The following is a 25,198-nucleotide window of genomic DNA, read 5'->3' as shown; positions in this document are numbered from 1 at the left end:
TATAAAAAGAATCTTAATACAAAACTCTAAATTTTATTGTTCCAGCTACTTTACGAAGCGCTGTTAATACTTCTTGATTATATTCTTTATCAATATCCGTAATTACATACCCTACTTTAGCATCTGTTGATAAGTACTGCCCAGTAATATTCAATTCATACTCAGCCAAAACTTTATTAATTTTTGCCATTACACCCGGTACATTTTTATGTATATGTAAAAAACGGTGTGCATTTGTTTGACGTGGCAGTCTTATATTTGGAAAATTTACGGCATCTACAGTATTTCCTGAATTTATATACGCCATGATTTTACTCGGAACAAAATCGGCAATATCTTTTTGAGCTTCTTCTGTGCTTCCTCCAACATGCGGAGTTAAAATCACATTATCTAAACCTTTTAATTGGGTGTAAAAATCACCATTTTTTCTTGGCTCTTCTGGATATACATCTACTGCGCAACCTGAAATTTTACCAGATCTTAATCCATCAACCAACGCTTCAATATCCACTACAAATCCACGAGAAAGATTCACAAAATGAACTCCGTCTTTCATCTGCGAAATTTCTTCTTTTCCTATATAATTTTTATTCGCAGCATTATCATCAACATGTAAAGTAACAACATCTGATAAATTTAATAGTTCTTTTAATGTTGAAATTTTAGTTGCATTACCCAAGGCTAATTTATCTTCAACATCATAGTAATACACATCCATTCCTAAAGCTTCTGCTAAAACAGATAGTTGCTTACCTATGTTTCCATAACCTACGATTCCTAATTTTTTACCACGAACTTCACGAGAACCTTGCGCTGTTTTATTCCACTGACCGTTATGCAATTCGGTACTTCTTTGAAAAACGCTACGCATTAGCATAATAATTTCGCCAATTGCCAACTCAACAACCGAACGTGTATTGCTATATGGAGCGTTAAAAACTACCACTCCGTTTTCTTTACAAGCTTCTAAATCAATCTGTTTTGTACCAATGCAAAATGCTGAAACAACCATTAATTTTTCGGCTGCTTCAATTACTTTTTTGGTGACTTGTGTTTTAGATCGAATACCTAAAACATGCACATCTTTTAACCTATCAATTAATTCATCTTCTGACAAACTTTTTGAAACTGTTTCTACTGAAAAACCATCAGCAGTTAATTTTGTAAAAGCATCAGCATGTACGTTTTCTAATAATAATATTTTAATTCTGTTCTTTGGATATGAGATATTTCTTGGCAAATCGTTTAGGTATAAAAATTCGTCTAAATTAGGTGTAATATGATCGGCATTGGCTACTGTTTTTTCTCTAGATACATTTTCGGTATACGCAAAAAAAGTATCTGCAACACCTGCTTTTTTTGTTACTGCATCACTATAACCGTCACCAATTACTTGTATTTCTCCTGGCAAGTTTAAATTTTGTAAACATTCAATTTTTCCGTTGTGTTTTGAAAGTGAATTTTCAGCATCAAAACCAACAATTAAATCATTTTCATCAAACTGAAAAGTATTGGCAAATACTCTTTCGGAAGGAATATTATATTCAGCTACAATCGGATCTATAAATTCTTTAAATCCTGCTGAAATCACATAAATATCGTCTGAAAAGTTTTCAAAAAATTCTTTGTTTCTTTCGATTGATGTGGAAACATGCTTTTTTAATTCGTTAATAAGAATTGGTAAATCTGCCTTTTTAGCATTTAATAGCTGGATGCGTTTTTCTAAAGATTGCGGAAAGGAAATTTCTCCATCAATTCCCTGATTCGTTATTTCGATAATCTTTCGAATAACTGCTTCTTTCTTCGGATCTTTCTCTAAAGTAATCTCTGCTAAAACATCTAACGCTTCTACGCTTGTTAACGTACTATCAAAATCGAAAACAAAACTTCTTTTTGGTGCCATCGTAATTTATTACTGATAAGCAACCAAAAATACAAATCAAATTAATAAAAAAGGCATTAATCTTCGAAAAGGTTTGCGTTGTTTTGTTAACAAAAAAACTAAGCTATTAACAATAATAACCACCAAATTATAGGAATCGATTCTACTATAAAGGAACTATAATATTTAGATTTCTCTTCTGAAGATCGCATCAGCAATATTAAAACAGTTATAAAAACCAATAAAAAAACAGTTCTAAAACTAGCATTTGGTACTATCACAAACTCTAATAACAGGCAAAAAATCAACAATATATATCCGAGTTTTTTTGTTTTTTTTATGCCAATTTTCTTAGGTATTGTTTGCAATGAAATTGCATCGTACTTTACATCTCTAATATCAAAAGGTAAAATTAAAACCATCACTAATAAAAATCGTTGCATTGCACTTAAATAAAACGATATTGAAAAATCTATGCCTACATCAAAAAGAGGCAAAAAAATAGTACTTCCTACCCAAACAAAAGCTACAATTACAATTTTTAAATATCCGATACTTCTTAGATTTTTTTGAAATCCGCTTAAAAAAGGAATTGCATACAACAATGTTAACAACGAAAAAGGTGTAAAAAAAAGTAAGGTTTTAATACTTAATTTACTGGCATAAAAACACATCATTAAAAAACAAATCAAAGAAAAAATTTGAATTATTTTTAAATGTGTTGTCAAACTTCTATGATGTAATTTGGCAACTCCTGCATATTTTACAAAATTATACCCAGTAATTGTTCCGAAAAAAAGAAAAAAATCTAACGGTTCATTATATGCCAAACCAAAATATAACTCAGTAATTCTTACAAAAGCATATACAGCAAAAGCCACATGAAGACTAGCGTTTATATAAAAATCGAGTAGTTTTTTTAAAACCTTCATTACACAAAAATAGTTTTTATGTTTATAACCCCTGCATTTAGTTAATAAAATATCAGTTTTAAAGAAAAAATATACTATAAAAATTATACAATTTTCAGTATTTTTGAGCCACTAAAAACAAACAACACAGAATGAACACAAATTCATTTCAACTAAGACATATTGATCCACGTTTAAAGGATCATAAACAAATGCTAGAAACTATTAAAGCTGACAGCATAGAACAACTAATTTTCGAAACCATCCCCGATGATATTCGTCTTAAAAACAGATTAGATTTAGCTCCTGCAATGAGCGAATATGAATATTTAAATCATATTAACGAATTAGGTGCTAAAAATAAAGTATTTAAAAGTTATATCGGTTTAGGATATCATGAGGCAATCGTACCCAGTGTTATTCAACGTAACATATTAGAAAATCCGGGTTGGTATACCGCTTATACTCCTTACCAAGCAGAAATTGCACAAGGTCGTTTAGAAGCCTTGTTAAATTTCCAAACAATGGTTTGTGATTTAACAGGAATGGAATTAGCAAATGCTTCTTTATTAGATGAAGGAACTGCTGCTGCCGAGGCAATGGCTTTATTGTTTGATGTACGTGAACGTGCTCAGAAAAAAGCAGGCGTAAATAAATTTTTTATTTCTGAAGAGATCTTACCACAAACATTATCGGTTTTACAAACACGTGCCATTCCTATCGGAATTGAGTTAGTGATTGGAAACCATGAAGAATTTGACTTTTCTGAAGAATTTTTCGGTGCGATTATTCAATACCCAGGAAAACATGGTGTAGTTTGTGATTATACTGACTTTGTTGCAAACTGTAACGCAAAGAACATAAAAGTAGCCGTTGCTGCTGATATTTTATCATTAGTAAAATTAAAAGCTCCTGCTGAATTTGGTGCTGCCGTTGTAGTAGGTACTACTCAGCGTTTCGGAATTCCGTTAGGTTATGGAGGACCTCACGCAGGTTATTTTGCAACAAAAGAAGCTTACAAACGTAGCCTTCCTGGTCGTGTTATTGGTGTTACTAAAGATGTTGATGGCGGTCGTGCTTTACGTATGGCATTGCAAACTAGAGAGCAACATATTAAACGCGAAAAAGCAACTTCTAATATTTGTACTGCACAAGTTTTATTAGCTGTTATGGCGGGTATGTATGCTGTTTATCACGGAAAAGATGGCTTACAGTACATTGCTGATAAAGTTCATGCTACTGCAAATACTTTAGCTACAGCTTTAGAAAGTTTAGGCTTTAAGCAAAAAAACAATGCTTATTTCGATACTATTTTAATTGAAGTTGAAGCAAGTAAATTGCGCCCTATTGCAGAAGCTAACAACATCAACTTTAACTATATTGATAATAATCATATTTCAATTTCTGTTAACGAGACTGTTAGCTTAAAAGAAATCAATGCAATTGTTGATTGTTTTGAACAAGCCTTTAATATTCAAGATATTACAATTACTGAATTTACTTCTTCGGATGTAATTCCTGCTAATATTAAAAGAAATACTTCATTTTTAGATAACGAAGTATTTAACACGTATCAATCAGAAACTGAAATGATGCGTTATATTAAAAAATTAGAACGTAAAGATTTAGCTTTAAATCACTCAATGATTTCTTTAGGATCATGTACTATGAAGTTAAATGCAGCTTCTGAAATGCTACCTTTAAGCAATCCTCAATGGGGAAATATTCACCCTTTTGTACCATTAAATCAAGCAGAAGGATATCAAACAGTTTTAAAAAATCTTGAAGATCAATTAAATGTAATTACTGGTTTTGCGGGTACTTCTTTACAACCAAATTCTGGTGCACAAGGAGAATTTGCTGGATTAATGGTAATTAGAGCTTATCACAAATCTAACAACGATGCTCATAGAAATATTTGTTTAATTCCTGCATCTGCCCACGGTACCAACCCTGCTTCTGCAGTTATGGCTGGGATGAAAGTAGTGGTTACCAAAACAGATGAAAGAGGAAATATTGATGTAGAAGATTTACGCGCTAAAGCTGAAAAACATAAAGATAATTTAGCTGCTTTAATGGTTACATACCCATCAACACATGGAGTATACGAAAAAGCCATTATGGAAATTACGCAAATTATTCACGATAACGGCGGTCAAGTTTATATGGACGGTGCAAATATGAATGCTCAAGTAGGATTGACAAATCCTGCAACGATTGGTGCTGATGTTTGTCACTTAAACTTACATAAAACTTTTGCTATTCCACATGGTGGTGGTGATCCTGGAGTTGGCTTCAATTTGTGTTGCTCCGCAACTAGTACCATTCTTACCAACAAACCCTATAGTTTCAACTGGAGGCGAAAACGCAATTACTGCAATTTCTGCTGCTCCTTGGGGATCTGCATTAGCTTGTTTAATTTCTTATGGATACATTACCATGTTAGGAGCTGATGGTTTAACCGATTCTACTCATAACGCCATCTTAAATGCAAATTACATTAAAGAGCGTTTACAAGAGCATTACCAAACATTATATTCTGGAGAAATGAACAGAGCTGCACATGAAATGATTTTAGATTGTCGTTCTTTTAAAGAAAATGGAATTGAAGTTGTTGATATTGCAAAACGTTTAATGGACTACGGTTTTCACGCTCCAACCGTTTCTTTTCCTGTTGCAGGAACTATTATGGTTGAGCCAACAGAATCTGAAAGTGTTGCTGAATTAGATCGTTTTTGCGATGCAATGATTGCTATCAGAAAAGAAATTACAAACGCGACTAAAGAAGATGCTAATAATCCTTTAAAAAATGCACCACATACACAAGAGATGTTAACTGCTGATGAATGGACTTTACCATATACTCGTAAGCAAGCGGCATTTCCTTTACCATATATTGCTGACAATAAGTTTTGGCCTTCTGTTCGTAGAGTAGACGATGCTTTTGGTGATAGAAATTTAATTTGTTCTTGTAACCCTATTGAAGATTACATGGACTAAAAAGACAATAAATCTTTTTATAATAATAAAAAAATCCCATTCTTATAAAGAGTGGGATTTTTATTTTTAAGCTACGGCAACAATATCACTAAACGGAACTACTGTTGTATTCTTAAGAATAATTGCTTTTTCAGAAACAGTCCAAATAGAGGCTTCTACTCTTTTTAGTCCAGTATGGTCGGTAAAAAATATTTCGAATTTTTCTTTATTTAAATTTCTTAAAAAAAAGACTTTCCGTTGCCTTATAAATTCGTTTACCTGTTCTATTTTATGCTCTAACACGTTAATTTTAGGAAACTCTAAAATTTTACTCTGCTTATTATCAACTAATGTTGTTTTCTCTAAAAACATATAACTGGGGGAATTTGGGGGTTATCGTAACGTATAACGCTACTATCAATCCACAAATATACAATTTTTATTAACAAGTGTTGATAACTTATGAAATTAATTGTTAACAACTTTCACTTAAAATATTATTGAATTTATTAAACCTAATAATATAAAATTAAATTCGTAAATAAAAACAGCTTTTAGAAGCACACTAAAAGCTGTTTTTTGTTCTATTTAAATTCTCATATATTACGATACACATTCATACACCACGAATTTTTTATTTTCAGCGACAATAATTATCTCTTTAAAGAGAATTTCTAGATGCGTTTTATAATTCAAATGCTTATTCGCTACCAATACAAAACGTCCGTTGGATCTTAAACAATTTTTCACTCCTTTAAAAAGGGATAACGCTACTTCTATATTATTTTCGTGTTCAAAATGAAAAGGTGGGTTAGAAACTACTAAATCATAACTCTCTTTCCCTAAACTCTCTAAATTATCTCCACAAATAAACTGTGCTTTTTCCCCTTTTAAATTCAATTGAGAAGAAGCAATTGCTAAATTAAAATCATCAACTAAAGTCACCTCTGCATTAGAGTTTTGCAACACAACCTCACAAGCAATAATTCCGTTACCAGAAGCAACATCCAATACTTTAAGTTCATTGGGTTGCACTTTTAAATTTTCTAATAAAAATTGAGTACCAATATCAACCTTACCAGCAGAAAATACTCCGTAAAATTGACATAAGTCTTTCTTCCACTGTATTTCATTTATCAATTCTCTATACTTAACTATTTTTTTAGGCTTTTTAAGAATTAATAAACGTGCCTTTTTCCAAGCCTTACTTTGGATTACTTCATCAAAATACTGTTCAGCAACTTTTAAAAATGACACTGAAAAGTATTTGGTCATAAATCCGCACACAACAATTGTTTCCTCCTCTGAAGCTTTATGAATCTGCTGTAAAAACAACTCAAATAATTCCAACGACTTCGGAACTTTTAATAACGCAAACGACACTTTATCTAAATCATCTAAAGGTGTTTTGTAAACACTATCTGAAACCAGGTTATTTAACTTTAAATTTTGGTTAATTGCTTTTTGCTGACTTGCATACGTCCAAACAGTGGTGAGGTTTTTATCATTTAAAACAGTATTAAAAACACCAAACCTATCATTATACAAATGAATATTAGCTATCTTTTTATCCGAAATATAATCAAGAATTAACAACTCAGCATTACTCCAGGCACGCAAAGACTTATCATCGGTTTTCGGATAGCGCTCTAATTGATATTCTTTTGAATTAAACTCTAATTTTGTTTCCAATACTCTTTTATTTTGAAAATATTATTCCTAATAAAGAAATAACTTTAATGTAACTCATAAATTTTATCTAACGATGTAATATCGCCTGCTTTATCTCTTCTAAAAACATGCTGCGCTTTTACATCTGCAATCGATTCTTTTCCCATTGCTGCAACAATTTCTTTTACTGCTGCAATAGTATTGTCGTGATAATTTTTAACACGGATGTTTTTATCGCCAACCACTAAAGCCGCTACCAAATCTTCATCTTGTGTTGCCACCCCAACAGGGCAAGTATCTAAATTACACTCACGCGCTTGTATACAACCTAAACTCAGCATAAAACTACGTGCCATACCAACAACATCAGCACCTAAGGCTTTGTATTTAATAATATCAAAAGCATCAATTGCCTTACCACTTGCTATTATTTTTATCTGCTCCTTTAACTGATACTTTTGCAATGTTTTACTTACAAAAACCAATCCTTCTAACAACGGAGTACCGATATAATTAGAAAACTCTAAGGGTGCTGCTCCTGTTCCTCCTTCTCCTCCATCGACTGCTATAAAATCAGGATAATTATTAGCTTCAGCAAAAGCTTTTATCATTGCTTCAATTTCATCATTATCTCCTACACAAAATTTAATTCCTACAGGTTTTCCTTCGGATAAATCTCTTACTTCCTGAATAAAAACAATCATTTCTCTATAATTAGAAAAAGCTGAATGACCTGGAGGCGAATTCACATCTGTAAAAGGAATTACCGACCGTATTTTTGCAATTTCTTCCGTATTTTTCTTAGCTGGTAAAATACCTCCATGCCCAGGTTTTGCTCCTTGTGAAAATTTAATTTCAATCATTTTTACTTCTGGACGAATTGCATTTTCTTTAAAAATAGCAGCATCAAAAACACGCTTACCATCTACACTTTTTCCTGCACCGAAATAACCTGTTCCTACCTGAAAAATTAAATCTCCTCCTTGTAAATGATATGGTGATATTCCACCTTCACCAGTATTATGCGCAAAACCAGCCATCTTTGCTCCTTGATTTAAAGCTTTAATAGCATTCTTACTTAACGACCCAAAAGACATTGCTGATATATTAACAATAGAAGCATCGTATTTTTGGATGCATTTATCAGAACCAATCAAAACTCTTTCCCCTTTAATATGATGATGATCTTTAGGGAATAAGGAATGCTTTACAAATTCATATCCCTTTTTATACACATTATGAAGCGTACCAAAAGGAACCGTTTCTATTTCTTTTTTAGAGCGTTGATAAACAATACTTCTTTTTTCACGATTAATCGGCGTTCCGCTTAAATCATCTTCAATAAAGTATTGTTGAATTTTTTCACGTTCTTCTTCAAAAACCCAACGTAAACGAGCTACTATTGGAAAAGCACGCATTAATGAATGCTTTTGCTGAATAAATGCATCGTACAAAGCTAATACAGTTACCGCTGATGCAATGGTTAACAGAATATAATTTCCCATATCTGGAATAAAATAAACTAATACTCCGCACAGTACATTTATTACAATAACAACAGCTAGAATCGTATCTCTCATTTTTGAAAATTTTATAGGCTAAAATACGTGTTTTTTAACACAAAAAAAGCCCTAACATGAGTTAGAGCTTTTAAATATTGTAGATACTTGAAATTATTTTTTAAATTTCGAGTATTTATTTTTGAACTTATCAATACGTCCTGCTGTATCAATTAATTTAGACTTACCTGTATAAAAAGGGTGAGAAGTTCTTGAAATTTCTAATTTGATTAATGGATATTCAGCTCCTTCTACTTCTAAAGTTTCTTTAGTGTTAGCAGTTGAACGTGTTAAAAATACATCTCCGTTAGACATATCTTTAAAAGCTACCATTCTATAATTTTCTGGATGTATTCCTTTACGCATCTTAAATGACTTTTAAATATTGTTTTGTTTTTTTATCAAACGTTGTAAAAATGGTAAAGTTTTACACTAAAAATGGTTTTAGCTGTTTGAGGATGCAAATTTAACCATATTTTTTAATTTTCAAACAAATAAATTGTTTTAATTTGTAGTGTAAACGAATAAATTAGAATTCAAACTATAAAATATGCGCATTTATACATACTTTGCTATAGCTTTATCAATAATTACAATTACTTCTTGTAGTAATTCTGAGTACAAATTTAAGTTAAATACTTCTAAAAAAACTATATTAGGACAAAAGGCTGCAATTAAATTTGAACAACTTAAAGGTGAAAAAATTGATTCTGTTCATTTATTTGTTAATAATAAGCGTGTAAACAAAAACGAAACAAGCTTAACAGTTAATACAGCCGATTTTGGTGTTGGTAAACATGCGGTTACTGCATTGGCTTTTTATCCTAACAAATCTAAAAAAGTTAAAAATGCTATTGAAATTTTAGCAAAAAACGCTCCTGCTGTCTACTCTTATAATATTATAAATACTTTTCCTCATGACAAAGATGCTTATACACAAGGACTAGAATATAAAGATGGGTTTTTATACGAAACTACAGGTCGTAAAGGACAATCAACTTTACGAAAAGTTGATTTAAAAACAGGTGAGGTTCTTCAAAAAATTGATTTAGATAAAGAATACTTCGGTGAAGGAATGACAATCTTTAACAATAAAGTGTATTGGTTAACATGGCAAGCTCGCAAAGGTTTTGTGTATGATTTAAATACTTTTAAACAAATTGGGGAATTTGACTACAATCACAGTAACGAAGGTTGGGGATTAACGCACAACCAAACTGAGTTAATAAAATCGGACGGAACAAATAAAATTTGGTTTTTAAATTCTGAAAATCAAACTGAAAAAAGAAATATTCAAGTATATACCAATAAATACCCTGTTGACAACTTAAATGAAATCGAATTAATCAACGGAAAAATTTATGCCAATAAATGGCAACAAAACTCAATTGTAATCATCAACTCAAAAACAGGAATTGTTGAGGGGGTTGCTAATTTAAATGGACTAAGAGATATCGTTGCTAAAGATCAGGAACTAGAACCAAGCGATGATGTTTTAAATGGTATTGCATACGATAAAGAAAACAACCGTTTGTTTGTAACTGGAAAACATTGGGGCAAACTATTTGAAATCGAATTAATTAAAAAATAATATCTTTATCTTTTAACCTTTATTAAATACTTGTCGACTTTTATATATGAGATATTCCCTTCAAATTTTAGCTATCTTTATTTTAGTTGCTATAAGCTCATGTAGAAAAGATTTTAACACTGTTCCTAATTTTGGTAAACTTGAATTTTCTAAAGACACCATTTTTTTAGATACTGTTTTTTCTAACATAGGTTCAGCTACCTATAATTTAAAAGTATACAATAGAAGTAATAAACCGATTACAATTCCTGAAATTAAATTAGAGAACGGAAACAACTCTAACTATCGTTTAAATGTTGACGGAATACCTGGTAAAAACTTTAACGACATTGATATTTTAGCGAATGACAGCATTTATGTTTTTATAGAAACCACCATTGATTTTAACACAACCTCAGATCCTTTATACACAGATAAATTATTATTTGACAACGGTAATAAGCAGCAAAATGTTGATTTAATTACTTTAGTGCAAGATGCTACTTTTATATTCCCATCAAAAAATAGTATGGGAATTGAAACCTTAACTATAGATGGAAAAGATTCTAAAATTCAAGGTCGTTTTTTAACAGATGCTGAATTAACTTTTACTGATGAAAAACCATATGTTATTTACGGTTATGCTGCTATTCCTTCGGATAAAAAATTAACTATCAATGCAGGTGCTAAAATTCATTTTCATAAAAATTCAGGATTAATTGTTGACACAAAAGGGAGCTTAGAAGTTAACGGAACACTTAACGAAAAAGTAGTTTTTGAAGGAGATAGATTAGAACATCGTTTTAGTAATATTTCTGGTCAATGGGGTACTATTTGGATGCGTGCTGGTAGTAAAGAAAATAAAATTAATCATGCACTAATAAAAAACGGGACTATCGGTGTTTTAGTTGATAGCATTGGAACCTTAACCTCACCTACCCTAACAATAAAAAATACTGAAATTTATAACAATTCTAATTATGGAATCTTAGGAAGAGATACTAATATTAAAGGAGAAAACATCGTTATAGGTAACGCAGGGCAATCTTCTTTGGCTTGTACTTTTGGAGGGACTTATAATTTTACACATGTAACTTTTGCTAATTATTGGAGCAATAATTTCCGTCAGCTACCAACAGTTTTAGTAAATAATTACACTAATTTTCTTAATAGAAATAACGAAGAAGTAACAGCAACAAGAGATTTAATTGCTGCTAACTTCACCAACTGTATTATTGAAGGTAACAATAATATTGAATTTATTTTGGATAAAAATAACGATAGTGATTTTAATTATAATATTGAAAACTCTATGATTAAGTTTAATGATTTTAATGATTCGTTTGCTAGCAATAACGAGTTGAATTTTAATGATGCTACTCATTATCAAAATATTATTTTAAACGGAGAACCTAACTTTAAAGACACTTCTTTAAATCATTTTATGATTGGTAAAAATTCTGATGCTATTAACAAAGCAAAAGCATCCGCTATTTCTGAAGATATTTTAGGCGTTAATAGAACAACAAATCCTGATATTGGTGCATATCAGCATATTACTTTTGATTAATACAGCCTTCTTCTAAAACATTTTTAAATTGATGTTTATCATCTATATAAAAAGCCAAAGAAGTATACGTTTTCTGTATTCCATAAAAGCTATTAAAGACAGCTTTCTCTTTTAAATGAAGAATAACATTGTGAGCATCTAAACTGCCTAAAACAGAGAAAGCAACAATACTTTTATCAGTTGGTAAATCCTTCTCAGTCACCTCAACATCTTTTATATTTTCGAAAGGAATTATTGCTTTACAAAAAAAACCATATCTTAAAGTCAAAACCTTGCTTACTCTATCAATCTCTGTAGGAATCTTAGATAAAGAACGCATTAGAGAAAATAATTGCAAACATGTATAAGCACTTAAAGCAGTCAATATCCAAGCTACAATAACACTCCATTTCTCAACTAATACATGAACAGCAATGGTTTCAATTAAAATAACTAAAATTAAACCTAAAAGAATTGAAACTGAAGTACTGTTTTTATGATAAGAGAATTCATTTTCTTTTAACTCTCTCTTTTTCCAAGCTAAAAATCCGTAATAAATAACAGAAATTTCGGTAGCTAACAACTCTCCTATTTTATTTGGAAAAACAGTACTAGTTGCTAATTGGATAGCGTTATAAAAACCTAAATTATTGCTTGATTTGCTTTTTAATTCTTGCCTTATTCTTCTTCCTTTGAAAACCAGAAAACTAAAAACACCTAGCTCAACAACTGGTAAAATGAAATTTTTAATTTGAGATAAAAACGATTGATGCTCTTTTGGAATAATAAAACTCGCAATAACAATTCCGATTATAAATAAAGAAACAACAGTAACCTTAGGAACTTCCTTTTTTCTTATAATTAAAAAGTAAACAAGTGGAATTGTAAATAATAAATCCAAAGTAATACCTAGTGATAGTTCTTCTGGATATTTTACAAATACTGATGAGTTTACTACTAAAAATAATATTGACATTAATAGTAATGGAACTCCAAAAACTAACAGATAATTACGAGAAATAAACAATTGCTTCATAGTCTTTAACTTTACAATTAGCATCTATAAGTTAGTTGTTTAATCTCTTAATTTGTTACACTTTTCTTACAACTATTTTTTCTTATAAACGATTCCGTTTTTCATTACAAAAACAACGTTTTCCATTGTTTTAATATTTTTAGTTGGATCTTCGTCTACAGCTATAATATCAGCAAAGAAACCTTTTTTAACCTGCCCTATTTCGTTCTCCATCTTTAATATTTTAGCATTCGTAATAGTTGCTGACTGAATCGTTTCTATCGCTGGCATACCTGCTTCTACCATGTAGCCAAATTCTTTACCATTGTTACCGTGTTTAAAAACACCTGCATCTGTACCAAATGCAATTCCAACACCTTTTTTATATGCTTTTGCAAATGTTCCTTGAATTTTAGGATCGACTGCTAATGCTTTCGGAACCACAATATCTGGATAAAATCCTTTTATTTTAGCTTTCTCTTCTACCTCTTTTCCTGCTGTAATTGTTGGCACTAAAAAAGCGTTGTGCTTTTTCATCAACTCCATCGTTTCATCACTCATATAAGTTCCGTGTTCAATAGTTTTTACACCACCAATTATTGCACGTTGCATTCCTTCATCACCGTGTGCGTGTGCCGCTACATGCATTCCGTAATCTTTAGCCATATCACATATTGCTTTCACTTCTTCAATAGTAAATTGTGGATTATCACCAGATTTAGCAACACTTAAAACTCCTCCTGTAGCTGTAATTTTAATACAATCTGCTCCATTTTTATAACGCTGACGTACCGCTTTTTTAGCATCTTCAACCGAATTTACAACTCCTTCTTTGGATCCGGGATTACCAGTTAAAACTCGACTGCTTCCGTTTGTAGGATCTGCATGACCACCAGTAGTTGCTAATGATTTACCCGCTGTAAAAACTCTAGGCCAGGTATTTTTCCAGCTTCGATTGCTTTTTTTATTGAAATATTTACACCCGTTCCTCCTAAATCTCTTACCGTTGTAAATCCGTTTAACAAAGTTGATTTTGCAAAACCAACAGAATTATAAGCTACATCTGCTTCGTTTAAAGTATATTTATTTAAGCGTGTTTTAGCATCAAATTCCATTTCAATATGCACATGCATATCTATCAAACCAGCCATTACAACTTTATCTCTTAAATCTATTGTTTTAGATGTTTTATCTCTTGGCATTATATAGCCATTTTTAACATGTGTAATTTTATTGCCATTAACAACAATTGTTTTTTCTGTTTGAATTTCTCCTGAAGCTGTATCAATTAACCTTCCGCATAATACATAAGTGTTCTGACTAAAAGAATAAGTTATAATCAATAAAAACAAAAGTAAAAAGCTATTTTTTTTCATGATAAAAATTTAGTTTGAACTATAAATGTATGAAAATTTTAAGTAGCTTGCTTGTTTAACTTATCCTATTAAATGAAAAATATTGTAATTACAGGAACTAGTAGAGGTATTGGTTTTGAACTAGCGCAACAGTTTGCTAACGAAGGACATAAAGTATTGGCTTTATCAAGAAATACAAGTCCGTTAGAAAAAATAAATCATAAAAACATTACTACGATAGCTGTCGATTTATCTAATAATGACGATTTAAACAAAGCAACATCATTCATTAAAAAAGAATGGAAAACTGTTGATGTTTTAATTAACAACGCAGGAAAACTGGTAAATAAGCCTTTTATAGATTTAACTACAGCTGATTTCGAGGAGGTTTATAAAGTAAATGTATTTGCTGTTGCCGAATTAACAAAGCTATTGATTCCTTTTTTCAAAAAAGGAAGTCATGTAGTTACAGTTAGTTCTATGGGCGGAGTACAAGGAAGCATGAAATTCCCAGGTTTAGCCGCTTACAGCTCTGCAAAAGGAGCAGTAATTACTTTGTCTGAATTATTAGCTGAAGAATACAAAGAGCAACAAATTGCTTTTAATGTATTGGCTTTAGGTGCCGTACAAACTGAAATGTTAGAAGAAGCTTTTCCTGGTTATGTTGCTCCTTTATCAGCAAAAGAAATGGCAAGTTATATTTTTGATTTCGCCTTAACTGGAAACAAGTTTTACAACGGAAAAGTACTAGAAGTATCTAGTTCAACGCCATAAAAAAAATATTTTTGACATTCAAAGCATTTGTTTATAAAATTATTAAACGAGAGAAATCTAATACTGAAACTATTAATTTATGTAGTTTAGCTTTAATTATTATTGGAATATTTTTTATTTATATTTATAATGACATTTTCTTGATTGATACTGGATATGGCTTTTTATTCCTTATTGTTTTCTGTGGATTCTCTGCTTATTTATTTAATTATTTTTATCAATATTATGATTTTGAAAAAATTAAAAGTAATAAAAAAGGTTTCTTAGAATTTGATAAAAATGAGTTAATCATAAATTATGATGAAAAAATTAAATATGAAGAAATAACTCAATTTGATTTACAAATAGATGCTTATTATGACCAACTAATCAATGTAAGTTATAGAGGTCCTATTGAAAAAAGGAGCTTAGGTATAAGTAATTCTTTAACTATAACTCACAACTCACAACTCTAAAATTCGAACATTTAATTTTAAACTTGAAAATAAAACTCATTTAAAAGTATTAGAAAGAAATTTATATGAAATAATTATTAATGAAAAATTGATTAATATAGATTCAAAGAAATCAATTAAATTGATTCCTGAGCAATACCGAAAGTTTAAAGAATATGAAGAATATATCGGGAAACAATTAAAAGCAAAAAAAATAAATTGTACTGAAGGATTGTTATTAATTGGATATAATAGTTATGATGAAGCTCAGAATTTAAAAAGAAAGTATTGCAATTAACAACCACCTATAAAACTTTATTTCTCTAAATATAAACTAGTTTACTTTTTGTACAAAACACTTATAAAATATATCCCTGAAAAAGCAATTCCGTTAGTTGAGTATTTAATTAACGAGCATAAAATCAATCTTAAAATTGTAAATCAGCGACAAACTAAACATGGTGATTTTAGGACTTTTCCGAACGGACAAACACAAATTACGGTTAATAATAATTTGAACGAATTTCAGTTTTTATTAACTTTAATTCATGAAATTGCGCATCATGTTACGCATAAAAGGTTTGGGCGAGTACAACCTCATGGCAAACATTGGAAAACAGTTTTTCAGCATTTAATGTTGCCTTTTTTACAACCAGATATTTATCCGAAGGAAATATTACCTTATTTGGCTAACTATCTTAAAAACCCGAAAGCAAGTACCGATACTGATGTTAACTTATCATTAGCGCTACGCGGTGGCGAAGCTGAAAACGGAAAGAATTTTATCTTTCAAATTCCTGTTGATAGTGTTTTTCAGTTTAAAGACACCTTATATAAAAGAGGAAACAAACGCAGAACTCGTTATGAATGTTTAAATTTAACGAACAAAAGAGTATATCTTTTTAATCAAAATGCAGAGGTGAAATTAGTAGCTTCAAGCACATAAACAAAACACCTGTTTTTTCAGGAATGATAATACGTTTTTATGAATAAAAATTATTACGCAGTAATTATGGCTGGTGGTATTGGCTCTCGTTTTTGGCCAGTAAGCACAGAAGAATATCCGAAACAGTTTCATGATATGTTAGGAACGGGCGAATCGTTAATTCAGCGTACTTTTAACCGAATTAATGCTTTGATTCCGGCTGAAAATATTTTAATTGCTACAAACGAACGCTATGAAAGTTTGGTTTTAGAGCAATTACCAAAAACTACCAAAAAACAACTTTTATTAGAGCCGGCAATGCGCAATACAGCTCCTTGTATTTTATATGCTGCTTTAAAAATTCATGCTCAAAACAAAGACGCTGTTATGTTGGTTGCGCCTTCTGATCATTGGATTGAGGATGAAACCGAGTTTTTAAACAACATAAAAACTTCATTTGAAGCATCTGCAAAAAATAACACTTTAATGACGCTAGGTATTCAACCAGATACCCCAAATACTGGTTATGGATATATTCAGTTTAAAGAAAGTTCTTCGGATATAAAAAAGGTAAAAAACTTTACTGAAAAACCAAACTTAGCAACTGCAAAAGAATTTATAGCTAGTGGTGATTATTTATGGAATGCAGGAATTTTCATTTGGTCTACCAAAAGTATTTTAGCCGCTTTTAAAAAGCACTTACCAAATATGTTAGCGGTTTTAGAAGGCACAAATACTATTTATAATACTGATTTAGAAGCTGACTTTATTAAAAGTAATTACGAAAAATGTGAAAATATTTCTATTGATTACGGAATTATGGAACGCTCGAACAACGTGCATATCTTACCGGTAGATTTTGGCTGGAATGATCTTGGTACCTGGGGTTCTTTGTATAATAAATTAGAAAAAGACGATCAAAAAAATGCTGTTGTAGGTGCTGAAACCATTTTTAGAGATGCAAGCGGAAATATGATTCGCACCGAAAGCGGTAAAAAGGTTATTATTCAAGGTTTAAATGATTTTATAGTTGTTGAAAAAGATGGAGTGCTTTTAATTTGTCCGCGAAAAGATGAGCAAGACATCAAACAAATAAGCGCAGCCGCTACTAAGAAATTTTAACTCTACACCAAGCATCACACTAATTAATGAAGTATTCTAACATTCTTAACATAGGTATTCTGGCGCATGTTGATGCCGGAAAAACAACCTTAACAGAACACTTATTATATCATGCTGGTGCTATTAGAAAAATAGGAAGTGTAGATAAAGGATCTGCGGTTACAGATAGTTTAACTTTAGAAAAAGAACGTGGAATTTCGATTAAAGCCGCTACTACTTCGTTTAATTGGAAAAACACTAAAATTAACTTAATTGACACTCCTGGTCACGTAGATTTTTCTAGTGAGGTTGCAAGAACTCTTTGTGTTGTTGATGCTGTAACTTTAGTAATCTCGGCTGTTGAAGGAGTGCAAGCACATACTTTAACAATAGTAGACGCTTTGCATGATTTAAAAATACCTGTGCTAATTTTTATCAATAAAATAGATAGACCAGGTGCAGATACAGAAGCAGTTTTACGACAAATAAAAAAAGAGCTACAATATAAAACGGTAGCTATTTCTACGAGTCATGACGAAGGTTTAACTTCTGCGTATATAACCGAAGTTTTTAACAATAATAAAATTAGTAAAGAGCAAAAAGAAGCTATTACTGAAGAACTCATAGAAACCGATGAAAAACTGTTGACACAATATTTAAACGGAATTCATTTTTCTGATGAAGTCTATTTAAACACAATTGCAAAAAGTACTTCAAACAATATCATAGTTCCTGTTTTTACAGGTATTGCTAAAAACAATATTGGTGTTGAGGAATTATTAAACGGAATTGTTGATTTTATCAAACCTAGAAAAAAAAATATTTCTGAAGATGTTGCTGCTTATGTATATAAATTAGAACATCATAAAGTTCATGGCGCAATGGCACATGTAAAAGTTTTTTCGGGTGAATTATCTGCCAAATCGGTTATTAATAATCATACACAAGGATTAGAAACTAAAATTAATCAGACCAAAGTATTTCATCTTACAAAACATTTAGATACTAATATTACAGCAGGAGACATTGGCATAATTACTGGAGTTTTAGGTACAAAAGCAGGTGATATTTTAGGAAATCCTTCAGAGATTCCAACCTTACCTGAATTAAACATTCCCGTTTTAAGCGTACAAGTAATTACCATTAACGATAAAGATTATAATGCCCTTGCTCAGGCTTTATTAATTATCGATAAAGAAGATCCGAGTTTACAGTTTAAATGGCATAAGCCCGAAAAAGAGTTAATTCTTTTATTGATGGGAGATATGCAAATAGAAGTACTCACCCATTTATTACAAGAACGTTTTAATATTGCTGTAAATTTTACAGATCCTCAAATCGTTTATAAAGAAACAATAACTAAAGCCGCCGAAGGTTATATTCGTTATTGGATGCCGAAACCTTGCTGGGCAATTATGACATTTTTAATTGAACCCGCTCTTTTAAATTCTGGAGTTACCTATCAATCAATTGTTTCTAAAAATGATGTTCATAATAAATATCAAAATGAAATAGCAAGAACAATTCCAAAAGCTTTAGAACAAGGTCTTTTAGGTTGGAATGTTACCGATGTAAAAATTACTTTAATTAAAGGAGAGGATCATAATGTACATTCTAGACCTGGTGATTTTAATTTAGCAACACCAATGGGAATAATGAAAGGTTTACAAAACGGAGGTACACATTTATTAGAACCTTTGTTGCGTTTTGAAATAAAAACCAATGAAGAATTATTAGGTAAATTAATTTCAGAACTTACAAATAGAAGAGCTATTATAAGTTCTCCTACTTTTGATCAAGATTTAGTAATCTTATCTGGAACCATACCCGTGGCAACCTCTTTAGACTTAAGCATTAAATTAAATACTATTTGTAGCGGAAGGCTTCGTTTAAGAACCGTGTTTGATAAATATGCTGTTTGCCCAGAAGGAGAAGGTAAAACAAAAGATTTTAAAGGGGTAAACCCTTTAGATGAAGCACAATGGATTTTACACCGTCGTGGTGCTTATAAAGCTGATGAACGCGTTATTTAATATTGTTTTTAACATGATTCACCACAAACTGATTAAACTTTTCTCCATCTGATAAAAAAGTGCTTTTAATAGTTATATAACACAAATTATCAATCTTTCCGTTTAAGCGCATATAATCTTTTTCTGTTGTTAAGATTATCTTATTTTCAGACGGTAAATCATTAAATGTTTTTTCGATTTTTAAAATATCTTGCGCATTAAAATCATAATGATCTGCATATTCTAAATGTTTATAATTGATATTTTCTTTTGATAAAAAACTTAATAACGAACTAGGTTTTGCAATTCCTGTAACCAATAAAACATCTTTATGCTTTAAATCAGCAATGGTAAGTTCAGACTCTGCTCCTTTTAAATTTTCATCGTAAGAAATAGTCGTAAAAAATAACTGTTGATTTTTACTAAGATTAATTTTTGTTTTGATTTTTTCTTTAGCTACTTCTGATAAATTCTCAGGACATTTCGTAACAATTATTATAGCTGCACGTTTTGCTCCTCTTCTACTCTCTCTTAAATTTCCGGTAGGTAAAATAAAATCATCCACATACAAATCGTCATATTTCGTTAACAAAATATAACTGCTTCCTTTTACTTTTCTATGCTGATAAGCATCATCTAACAAAACAACTTGCGGCGAAACATCACTTTTTAATAATTGTTGAATTCCGTTTGTTCTATCAGCATCAACAACAACTGTTACTTCTTTTCCGAATTTTTTAAAAAATTGTAAAGGTTCATCACCAACATCGGCAGCAGAATGTTTAATATTTACAATCTGAAAACCTGTTGTTTTCCGTTTGTAACCCCTGCTTAAAACAGCAACTTTATGTGTATCTTTTAATAACCTTATCAAATATTCAATTTGAGGCGATTTACCTGTTCCACCCACGCTTAAGTTTCCGACTACAATAACCGGAATATCAAATGAGGTAGATTTTAATAAACCTAACTCAAAAAACCAATTACGAATCGTTGTAATTAGGTCGTATAATACAGCAAACGGAAATAATAAAAATCGAAGTAATTTCATTACATCAAAAGTAATAAAAATCTTAACTTTGATTCAAGATATTTTAAATTATGCAAATAAAAGATGTTACTGACTATATTGAAAAATTAGCACCACTTGCGTACGCTGAAGATTTTGACAATGTAGGTTTATTAATAGGTGATTATAACACAAAAGTAACTGGAGTTTTAGTTACGCTTGATACTTTAGAAGAAACCGTTGATGAGGCTATTACCAATAACTGCAACTTAATTGTAAGCTTTCATCCGATTGTTTTTAGTGGGTTGAAAAAAATAAATGGGAATAATTATGTAGAACGTGTTGTTTTAAAAGCAATTCAAAACAACATTGCTATTTATGCTACACATACTGCTTTAGATAACGTAAACAATGGAGTTTCCGCTAAAATGTGCGAAGTTTTAGGTTTACAAAACTGCAAAACATTAATTCCTAAAAAAGGAATTATAAAGAAACTTACTACGTATGTTCCGATTGCAGAAGCTGAAAAATTACGTACCAAACTTTTTAATGCCGGAGCAGGAAGTATTGGTAATTATGATAACTGTTCTTTTAATGTAGAAGGTAAAGGAAGTTACAGAGGTGGAGAAGATTCGAATCCAACTATTGGCAAAAAAGGGGAAGTCATGCTTGAAAAGGAAACCTGTATTTCAGTAACTTTTAATAGTTATTTAGAAGGAAACATCTTAAAAGCTTTGTTTGATTTTCATTCGTATGAAGAAGTTGCCTATGAAATTATAACGCTTAACAATTCTAATCAAAATGTAGGAATGGGAATGCTTGGTGAATTAGCAAACCCTATGAATGAAAAAGAATTTCTAACTTTTGTTAAGAAAACTTTTAAAACTGACTGTGTTAGACATTCTGAGTTATTAGATAAACCAATTAAAAAAGTTGCAGTTTTAGGCGGATCAGGAAGCTTTGCCATAAAAAATGCCATGAGATTGAATGCAGATGCTTATATTAGTGCTGATTTTAAATATCATGAGTTTTTTAAAGCTGAAAAAAGAATATTACTTGCTGATGTTGGACATTATGAAAGTGAACAGTTTACAAAAAACCTTTTGAGTGATTATCTTCGTAAAAAATTTAGTACTTTTGCGATTATTTTAAGTGAAAAAAGTACAAATCCAATACACTATATATAACAGATGGCAAAAAAAGAAGTAACGGTAGAAGAAAAATTAAGAGCGTTATATGATTTACAGTTAATCGATTCTAGAATTGACGAAATCAGAAATGTTCGTGGTGAATTACCTTTAGAAGTTGAAGATTTAGAAGATGAAGTTGCCGGATTAAACACAAGACTTTCTAAGTTAAAAGAAGAAGCTACTAGTATAGATACTGATGTTAGCAATAAGAAATTGGCTATTACTGAATCTAAAGCTTTAATCGAAAAATACGCAGAACAACAAAAAAATGTTCGTAACAATCGTGAGTTTGATTCTTTAACAAAAGAAGTTGAATTTCAAGAATTAGAAATTGAATTGTCTGAAAAGAGAATTAAAGAATACAAGGTTAAAATAGCTCAGAAGAACGAAGTTGTTGAAACTACTAAAGAGAAATTAAAAAAGCAGGAAACTCATTTAACTCACAAGAAGAATGAATTAGATGCTATTTTAAAAGAAACTGAGAAAGAAGAACAATTACTAAAAGAAAAATCTATCGAATATGCAAAATCTATCGATGATCATTTATTAACTGCTTATAACAGAATTCGTACAAAAGTAAGAAACGGTTTAGCTGTTGTTGCTATTGAGCGTGGTGCTGCTGGTGGTTCTTTCTTTACAATACCGCCTCAGGTACAGTTAGAAATTGCGAACCGTAAGAAAATTACAATCGATGAGCACAGTGGTCGTATCTTAGTAGATGCAGCTTTAGCTCAAGAAGAAAAAGAAAAAATTGACAACTTATTTGTTTAATATTTTTTTTTACATATATTTTAAAAGCTCTCGTTTTCGAGAGCTTTTTTATTGTTTGAATACTTTGTTTATAATAAATAAACAACCTTTAAAACCAGCTTAAATATAGCTTTACATACGGTTATATGTGTCTTATTCACGATTAAAATAAACAACTATCCAACATTTTAATACAACTTTAAAAAAACATCGAATTACAATAAAGGACTAGATTCATCTAAAATTATTTTTTCTTTCTTAAAATAGATGTAACTATTTATATCAGACTTCTATATATAACAAAAAAAGCTCCTATAAAGGAGCTTTTAAGCATAAAATACAAATTTATGGGGAACTAAATTAGTTTTTATAATCGATTTTAAAATCTTTTTTATCTGTGTCGCAATCCTCCTCTTTTCCTATAACACATTTATCACTTGCGGAATTTTTAGGCTTTTTAAAATTTCTTTTTAAGAAAAGTAAAAAATTATTCTTTTTACTTATTCTTTTTCTTTCTGCAACTTTTTGAGCAACTTGTCTTGCTTTAATTTTATCTGTACCTTTTACAATATAGAAATAAGAACGCCTATTTTCTTGATGCTCTTCTTCGGTACATTTATTCTTATTCACATCATTACATTTATTTAATAGCTGATCTTCTCCGTAACCTACAGCGCTCACGATTCTATCTTTACGAATACCTCTTGATAAAATATAATCTCTGGTAGATTTAGCTCTTTGATCTGATAATTTTCTATTAAAACTTCTTTTACCTCTACTATCTGTATGTGCTTCAATTTTAATAGTTACTTCCGGATGGTTTGTCATAACCATTACAATACTCTCTAATTCATATTGTGCATCCTCTCTAATAACAGATTTCCCGTAATCAAAAAAGATTGGATTAATAACAATTTGATTTCCTACAATTAAAGGTGTTAGCCCTAAATTAGCAATACTTGCTTCTCCTTTAGTAATAGTAACTCTCTTTTTGTCTTTCGATTTATGATCTAACTTACCTGCTAAAACAGTGTACGAATTATCACATAAAATATCTTCAAAAACATATTTACCAACACTATTAGATAGTGTTTCTTTTACAACTTTACCTTCACTATTAACTAATTTAACCAAGGCTCCATCTATAGGTGTATTATTTATTGTTTCTGTTACGATACCTTCAACTGATTCAGCACAAATTGGCGGATCTGTATATAGGTAAAAACTATAAATATCATCGTCTCCTTTACCTTCTTTTCTATTAGAAGAAAAGAATCCTTTTTTACCTTTTTCACTTATATAAAAAGAAAAATCATCTCTTTTACTATTAAATGGTGCCCCTAAATTTTCAGCTTTTGAATAAATAGAATCTTGTGCTATTTTAGATTGAAATATATCTAAAAGTCCCAAACCTAAATGTCCGTTTGATGAAAAATACAAGGTATTGTCCTCTCCGACAAAAGGAAACATTTCTTTATCTGAAGTATTGATTTTTTCTCCTAAATTAACTGGAGTTCCAAATTCGTTATTTCCTAAAACGGTTGCTTTGTAAATATCTGTTCCTCCAAAACCACCAGGCATATTAGATACAAAATACAATGTCTTTTCATCTGTACTCAAAGCAGGATGCCCCACAGAATATGCATCATTATTAAATGGTAATTCTTTTACATTTACCCAGTACCCGTTTACAAAACTTGCTGTATAAATTTTTAAATTTGAAGTATTTTTTTTATCCTTACGTGCTTTTTTACCATTCGCATTATTACGAGTAAAATAAATTGTTCTTCCATCTTTGGTAAAAACGGGAGTAGACTCGTGAAACTCTGATGTAATAGGCACATCAATTAAACGACGATTTACTAATGTTAAAACTGTATCTTTTTCGTTTTCTTCGAGTGTTTTAATTTCTTCATCTGCACTATAGATATTTAAAAATGGTTGATTGTTCCATTTATAAATTCGCTCTTTTTTAATTCCCTTTGGAACTGCTGATGTATAATATGATTTTCCGTTTAACAAAAAACCTCCAAAATCAGAAAATTCGGTATTAATAGCCAAATTTCGAACCCCAATTCGCACTTCTTTTTTAGAATAATCTAATAAGTAATCATCTTTTTTAAGCTCTTTTTTTCTGTTACTATTATCCGAAGATGCTAATAATAAAAAAATTGAATCCGACTTTTGGTACTTACCGTTACTTCTTAATACTTGCGCGTATTTAAATAAATGCTTGTCTTCTAATTTTTTACTATGCGTTAAAACAAGTTTTTTATACCAAAGCTCGGCTTCTTCAGTTTCTGCATTATTATAATAAGAGGCTGCTAAACGACTTAAAACATGTTTAGAAGTATCTCCTTTTTCCTCTACTAGCGCTTTGTATAATTTAGCTGATTGCACATAAGAAAACTCATCAAAATAACGATCAGCAACTTTTTTATTTTGCCCAAAACTTTTAACAGTTATAACTAAAACTAGTAGTAATAACGTTTTTTTTAAATTCATATATTAT

Annotated in this window: 21 protein-coding genes and 1 pseudogene; 12 read left to right on the top strand and 10 right to left on the bottom strand. The window is 30.6% G+C overall.

All coding sequences use genetic code 11. The features are described 5' to 3' along the window. Positions 1-13 precede the first annotated feature (13 nt). Together serA and PG912_RS04770 are read right to left on the bottom strand one after the other, a co-directional pair. Positions 14-1,903 carry a phosphoglycerate dehydrogenase gene (gene serA, locus PG912_RS04775; RefSeq protein WP_275688681.1) on the bottom strand — a complete coding sequence of 630 codons (1,890 nt, stop codon included), beginning with the start codon at positions 1,901-1,903 and terminating at the stop codon, positions 14-16. A gap of 98 nt (positions 1,904-2,001) precedes the next feature. After that, positions 2,002-2,814, bottom strand: coding sequence for a hypothetical protein (locus PG912_RS04770; protein WP_275688680.1), 813 nt, complete (start codon positions 2,812-2,814; stop codon positions 2,002-2,004). 131 nt (positions 2,815-2,945) lie between these two features. Here PG912_RS04770 and gcvP point away from each other — a divergent pair, with 131 nt between their 5' ends. Beyond that, entirely contained in the window at positions 2,946-5,246 is a 2,301-nt protein-coding gene (gene gcvP, locus PG912_RS04765; RefSeq protein WP_408648409.1) for an aminomethyl-transferring glycine dehydrogenase, read from the top strand. Continuing rightward, positions 5,233-5,793: a hypothetical protein gene (locus PG912_RS13785; RefSeq protein WP_408648408.1), complete on the top strand. Its 561-nt coding sequence runs from the start codon at positions 5,233-5,235 to the stop codon at positions 5,791-5,793. The genes gcvP and PG912_RS13785 overlap by 14 nt, the downstream gene beginning before the upstream one ends. A gap of 66 nt (positions 5,794-5,859) precedes the next feature. On the opposite strand, the gene PG912_RS04760 is transcribed toward PG912_RS13785, so the two are convergent. From PG912_RS04760 to PG912_RS04745, 4 genes are all read right to left on the bottom strand, one after another. Beyond that, positions 5,860-6,144: a hypothetical protein gene (locus PG912_RS04760; RefSeq protein WP_275688679.1), complete on the bottom strand. Its 285-nt coding sequence runs from the start codon at positions 6,142-6,144 to the stop codon at positions 5,860-5,862. A gap of 231 nt (positions 6,145-6,375) precedes the next feature. Continuing rightward, positions 6,376-7,464 carry a class I SAM-dependent methyltransferase gene (locus PG912_RS04755; RefSeq protein ID WP_275688678.1) on the bottom strand — a complete coding sequence of 363 codons (1,089 nt, stop codon included), beginning with the start codon at positions 7,462-7,464 and terminating at the stop codon, positions 6,376-6,378. A 44-nt stretch (positions 7,465-7,508) separates the two neighbouring features. Further along, complete coding sequence (locus PG912_RS04750) at positions 7,509-9,023, bottom strand: FMN-binding glutamate synthase family protein (protein WP_260584706.1); 1,515 nt, start codon at positions 9,021-9,023, stop codon at positions 7,509-7,511. Positions 9,024-9,116: 93 nt separating this feature from the next. Next, positions 9,117-9,368: a type B 50S ribosomal protein L31 gene (locus PG912_RS04745; protein ID WP_218772987.1), complete on the bottom strand. Its 252-nt coding sequence runs from the start codon at positions 9,366-9,368 to the stop codon at positions 9,117-9,119. Between the two features lie 184 nt (positions 9,369-9,552). Here PG912_RS04745 and PG912_RS04740 point away from each other — a divergent pair, with 184 nt between their 5' ends. Continuing rightward, positions 9,553-10,593 (top strand): glutaminyl-peptide cyclotransferase, encoded by a 1,041-nt coding sequence (locus PG912_RS04740; protein ID WP_275688677.1) that lies wholly within the window; start codon positions 9,553-9,555, stop codon positions 10,591-10,593. Positions 10,594-10,639: 46 nt separating this feature from the next. Next, positions 10,640-12,142 carry a hypothetical protein gene (locus tag PG912_RS04735; protein ID WP_275688676.1) on the top strand — a complete coding sequence of 501 codons (1,503 nt, stop codon included), beginning with the start codon at positions 10,640-10,642 and terminating at the stop codon, positions 12,140-12,142. Here the strand turns inward: PG912_RS04735 and PG912_RS04730 are convergent. Continuing rightward, entirely contained in the window at positions 12,129-13,157 is a 1,029-nt protein-coding gene (locus PG912_RS04730; protein WP_275688675.1) for a hypothetical protein, read from the bottom strand. The genes PG912_RS04735 and PG912_RS04730 overlap by 14 nt on opposite strands. A gap of 72 nt (positions 13,158-13,229) precedes the next feature. Continuing rightward, positions 13,230-14,512: pseudogene (locus PG912_RS04725) on the bottom strand (amidohydrolase family protein). Positions 14,513-14,584: 72 nt separating this feature from the next. Between PG912_RS04725 and PG912_RS04720 the strand changes: the two are divergent. The 6 genes from PG912_RS04720 (at position 14,585) to PG912_RS04695 (ending at position 19,758) form a co-directional block, all read left to right on the top strand. Next, positions 14,585-15,265 (top strand): SDR family NAD(P)-dependent oxidoreductase, encoded by a 681-nt coding sequence (locus tag PG912_RS04720; protein WP_275688674.1) that lies wholly within the window; start codon positions 14,585-14,587, stop codon positions 15,263-15,265. Between the two features lie 11 nt (positions 15,266-15,276). Continuing rightward, the gene (locus PG912_RS04715; RefSeq protein ID WP_275688673.1) at positions 15,277-15,720 is read left to right on the top strand and encodes a hypothetical protein; all 444 of its coding nucleotides are present in this window, start codon (positions 15,277-15,279) and stop codon (positions 15,718-15,720) included. Between the two features lie 88 nt (positions 15,721-15,808). Further along, a complete protein-coding gene (locus tag PG912_RS04710) occupies positions 15,809-15,997 on the top strand; it encodes a hypothetical protein (RefSeq protein ID WP_275688672.1) in 189 nt (62 codons plus the stop codon). 48 nt (positions 15,998-16,045) lie between these two features. After that, positions 16,046-16,645 (top strand): SprT-like domain-containing protein, encoded by a 600-nt coding sequence (locus PG912_RS04705; RefSeq protein WP_275688671.1) that lies wholly within the window; start codon positions 16,046-16,048, stop codon positions 16,643-16,645. Positions 16,646-16,684: 39 nt separating this feature from the next. Then, positions 16,685-17,746: a mannose-1-phosphate guanylyltransferase gene (locus tag PG912_RS04700; protein ID WP_275688670.1), complete on the top strand. Its 1,062-nt coding sequence runs from the start codon at positions 16,685-16,687 to the stop codon at positions 17,744-17,746. Positions 17,747-17,772: 26 nt separating this feature from the next. Continuing rightward, positions 17,773-19,758 (top strand): GTP-binding protein, encoded by a 1,986-nt coding sequence (locus PG912_RS04695; RefSeq protein WP_275688669.1) that lies wholly within the window; start codon positions 17,773-17,775, stop codon positions 19,756-19,758. Here the strand turns inward: PG912_RS04695 and lpxK are convergent. Further along, positions 19,751-20,788: a tetraacyldisaccharide 4'-kinase gene (lpxK, locus tag PG912_RS04690; protein WP_275688668.1), complete on the bottom strand. Its 1,038-nt coding sequence runs from the start codon at positions 20,786-20,788 to the stop codon at positions 19,751-19,753. The genes PG912_RS04695 and lpxK overlap by 8 nt on opposite strands. Before the next feature lie 50 nt (positions 20,789-20,838). On the opposite strand from lpxK, the gene PG912_RS04685 reads away from it, so the two are divergent. Beyond that, a complete protein-coding gene (locus PG912_RS04685; RefSeq protein WP_275688667.1) occupies positions 20,839-21,933 on the top strand; it encodes a Nif3-like dinuclear metal center hexameric protein in 1,095 nt (364 codons plus the stop codon). Positions 21,934-21,936: 3 nt separating this feature from the next. Beyond that, positions 21,937-22,707: a zinc ribbon domain-containing protein gene (locus tag PG912_RS04680; RefSeq protein ID WP_275688666.1), complete on the top strand. Its 771-nt coding sequence runs from the start codon at positions 21,937-21,939 to the stop codon at positions 22,705-22,707. Between the two features lie 339 nt (positions 22,708-23,046). Here PG912_RS04680 and PG912_RS04675 read toward each other — a convergent pair whose 3' ends face one another. After that, positions 23,047-25,191: an OmpA family protein gene (locus PG912_RS04675; protein WP_275688665.1), complete on the bottom strand. Its 2,145-nt coding sequence runs from the start codon at positions 25,189-25,191 to the stop codon at positions 23,047-23,049. Positions 25,192-25,198 lie beyond the last annotated feature (7 nt).

Origin of the sequence: Tenacibaculum retecalamus (assembly GCF_027941755.1) — a bacterium.
Classification (GTDB): Bacteria; Bacteroidota; Bacteroidia; order Flavobacteriales; family Flavobacteriaceae; genus Polaribacter; species Polaribacter haliotis_B.
The sequence above is the reverse complement of the archived record's forward strand: the minus strand, read 5'-3'. Positions and strand labels throughout refer to the sequence as shown.

Excerpts from the sequence above, each read along its gene's own strand:
- PG912_RS04730 (WP_275688675.1), bottom strand. The coding sequence starts at position 13,157 with ATGAAGCAATTGTTTATTTCTCGTAATTATCTGTTAGTTTTTGGAGTT.
- lpxK (WP_275688668.1), bottom strand. The coding sequence starts at position 20,788 with ATGAAATTACTTCGATTTTTATTATTTCCGTTTGCTGTATTATACGAC.
- serA (WP_275688681.1), bottom strand. The coding sequence starts at position 1,903 with ATGGCACCAAAAAGAAGTTTTGTTTTCGATTTTGATAGTACGTTAACA.
- PG912_RS04680 (WP_275688666.1), top strand. The coding sequence starts at position 21,937 with ATGGCAAAAAAAGAAGTAACGGTAGAAGAAAAATTAAGAGCGTTATAT.
- PG912_RS04695 (WP_275688669.1), top strand. The coding sequence starts at position 17,773 with ATGAAGTATTCTAACATTCTTAACATAGGTATTCTGGCGCATGTTGAT.
- PG912_RS04740 (WP_275688677.1), top strand. The coding sequence starts at position 9,553 with ATGCGCATTTATACATACTTTGCTATAGCTTTATCAATAATTACAATT.
- PG912_RS04700 (WP_275688670.1), top strand. The coding sequence starts at position 16,685 with ATGAATAAAAATTATTACGCAGTAATTATGGCTGGTGGTATTGGCTCT.
- PG912_RS04760 (WP_275688679.1), bottom strand. The coding sequence starts at position 6,144 with ATGTTTTTAGAGAAAACAACATTAGTTGATAATAAGCAGAGTAAAATT.
- PG912_RS04685 (WP_275688667.1), top strand. The coding sequence starts at position 20,839 with ATGCAAATAAAAGATGTTACTGACTATATTGAAAAATTAGCACCACTT.
- PG912_RS04770 (WP_275688680.1), bottom strand. The coding sequence starts at position 2,814 with ATGAAGGTTTTAAAAAAACTACTCGATTTTTATATAAACGCTAGTCTT.
- PG912_RS13785 (WP_408648408.1), top strand. The coding sequence starts at position 5,233 with ATGTTAGGAGCTGATGGTTTAACCGATTCTACTCATAACGCCATCTTA.
- PG912_RS04735 (WP_275688676.1), top strand. The coding sequence starts at position 10,640 with ATGAGATATTCCCTTCAAATTTTAGCTATCTTTATTTTAGTTGCTATA.
- PG912_RS04675 (WP_275688665.1), bottom strand. The coding sequence starts at position 25,191 with ATGAATTTAAAAAAAACGTTATTACTACTAGTTTTAGTTATAACTGTT.
- PG912_RS04720 (WP_275688674.1), top strand. The coding sequence starts at position 14,585 with ATGAAAAATATTGTAATTACAGGAACTAGTAGAGGTATTGGTTTTGAA.
- PG912_RS04745 (WP_218772987.1), bottom strand. The coding sequence starts at position 9,368 with ATGCGTAAAGGAATACATCCAGAAAATTATAGAATGGTAGCTTTTAAA.
- gcvP (WP_408648409.1), top strand. The coding sequence starts at position 2,946 with ATGAACACAAATTCATTTCAACTAAGACATATTGATCCACGTTTAAAG.
- PG912_RS04750 (WP_260584706.1), bottom strand. The coding sequence starts at position 9,023 with ATGAGAGATACGATTCTAGCTGTTGTTATTGTAATAAATGTACTGTGC.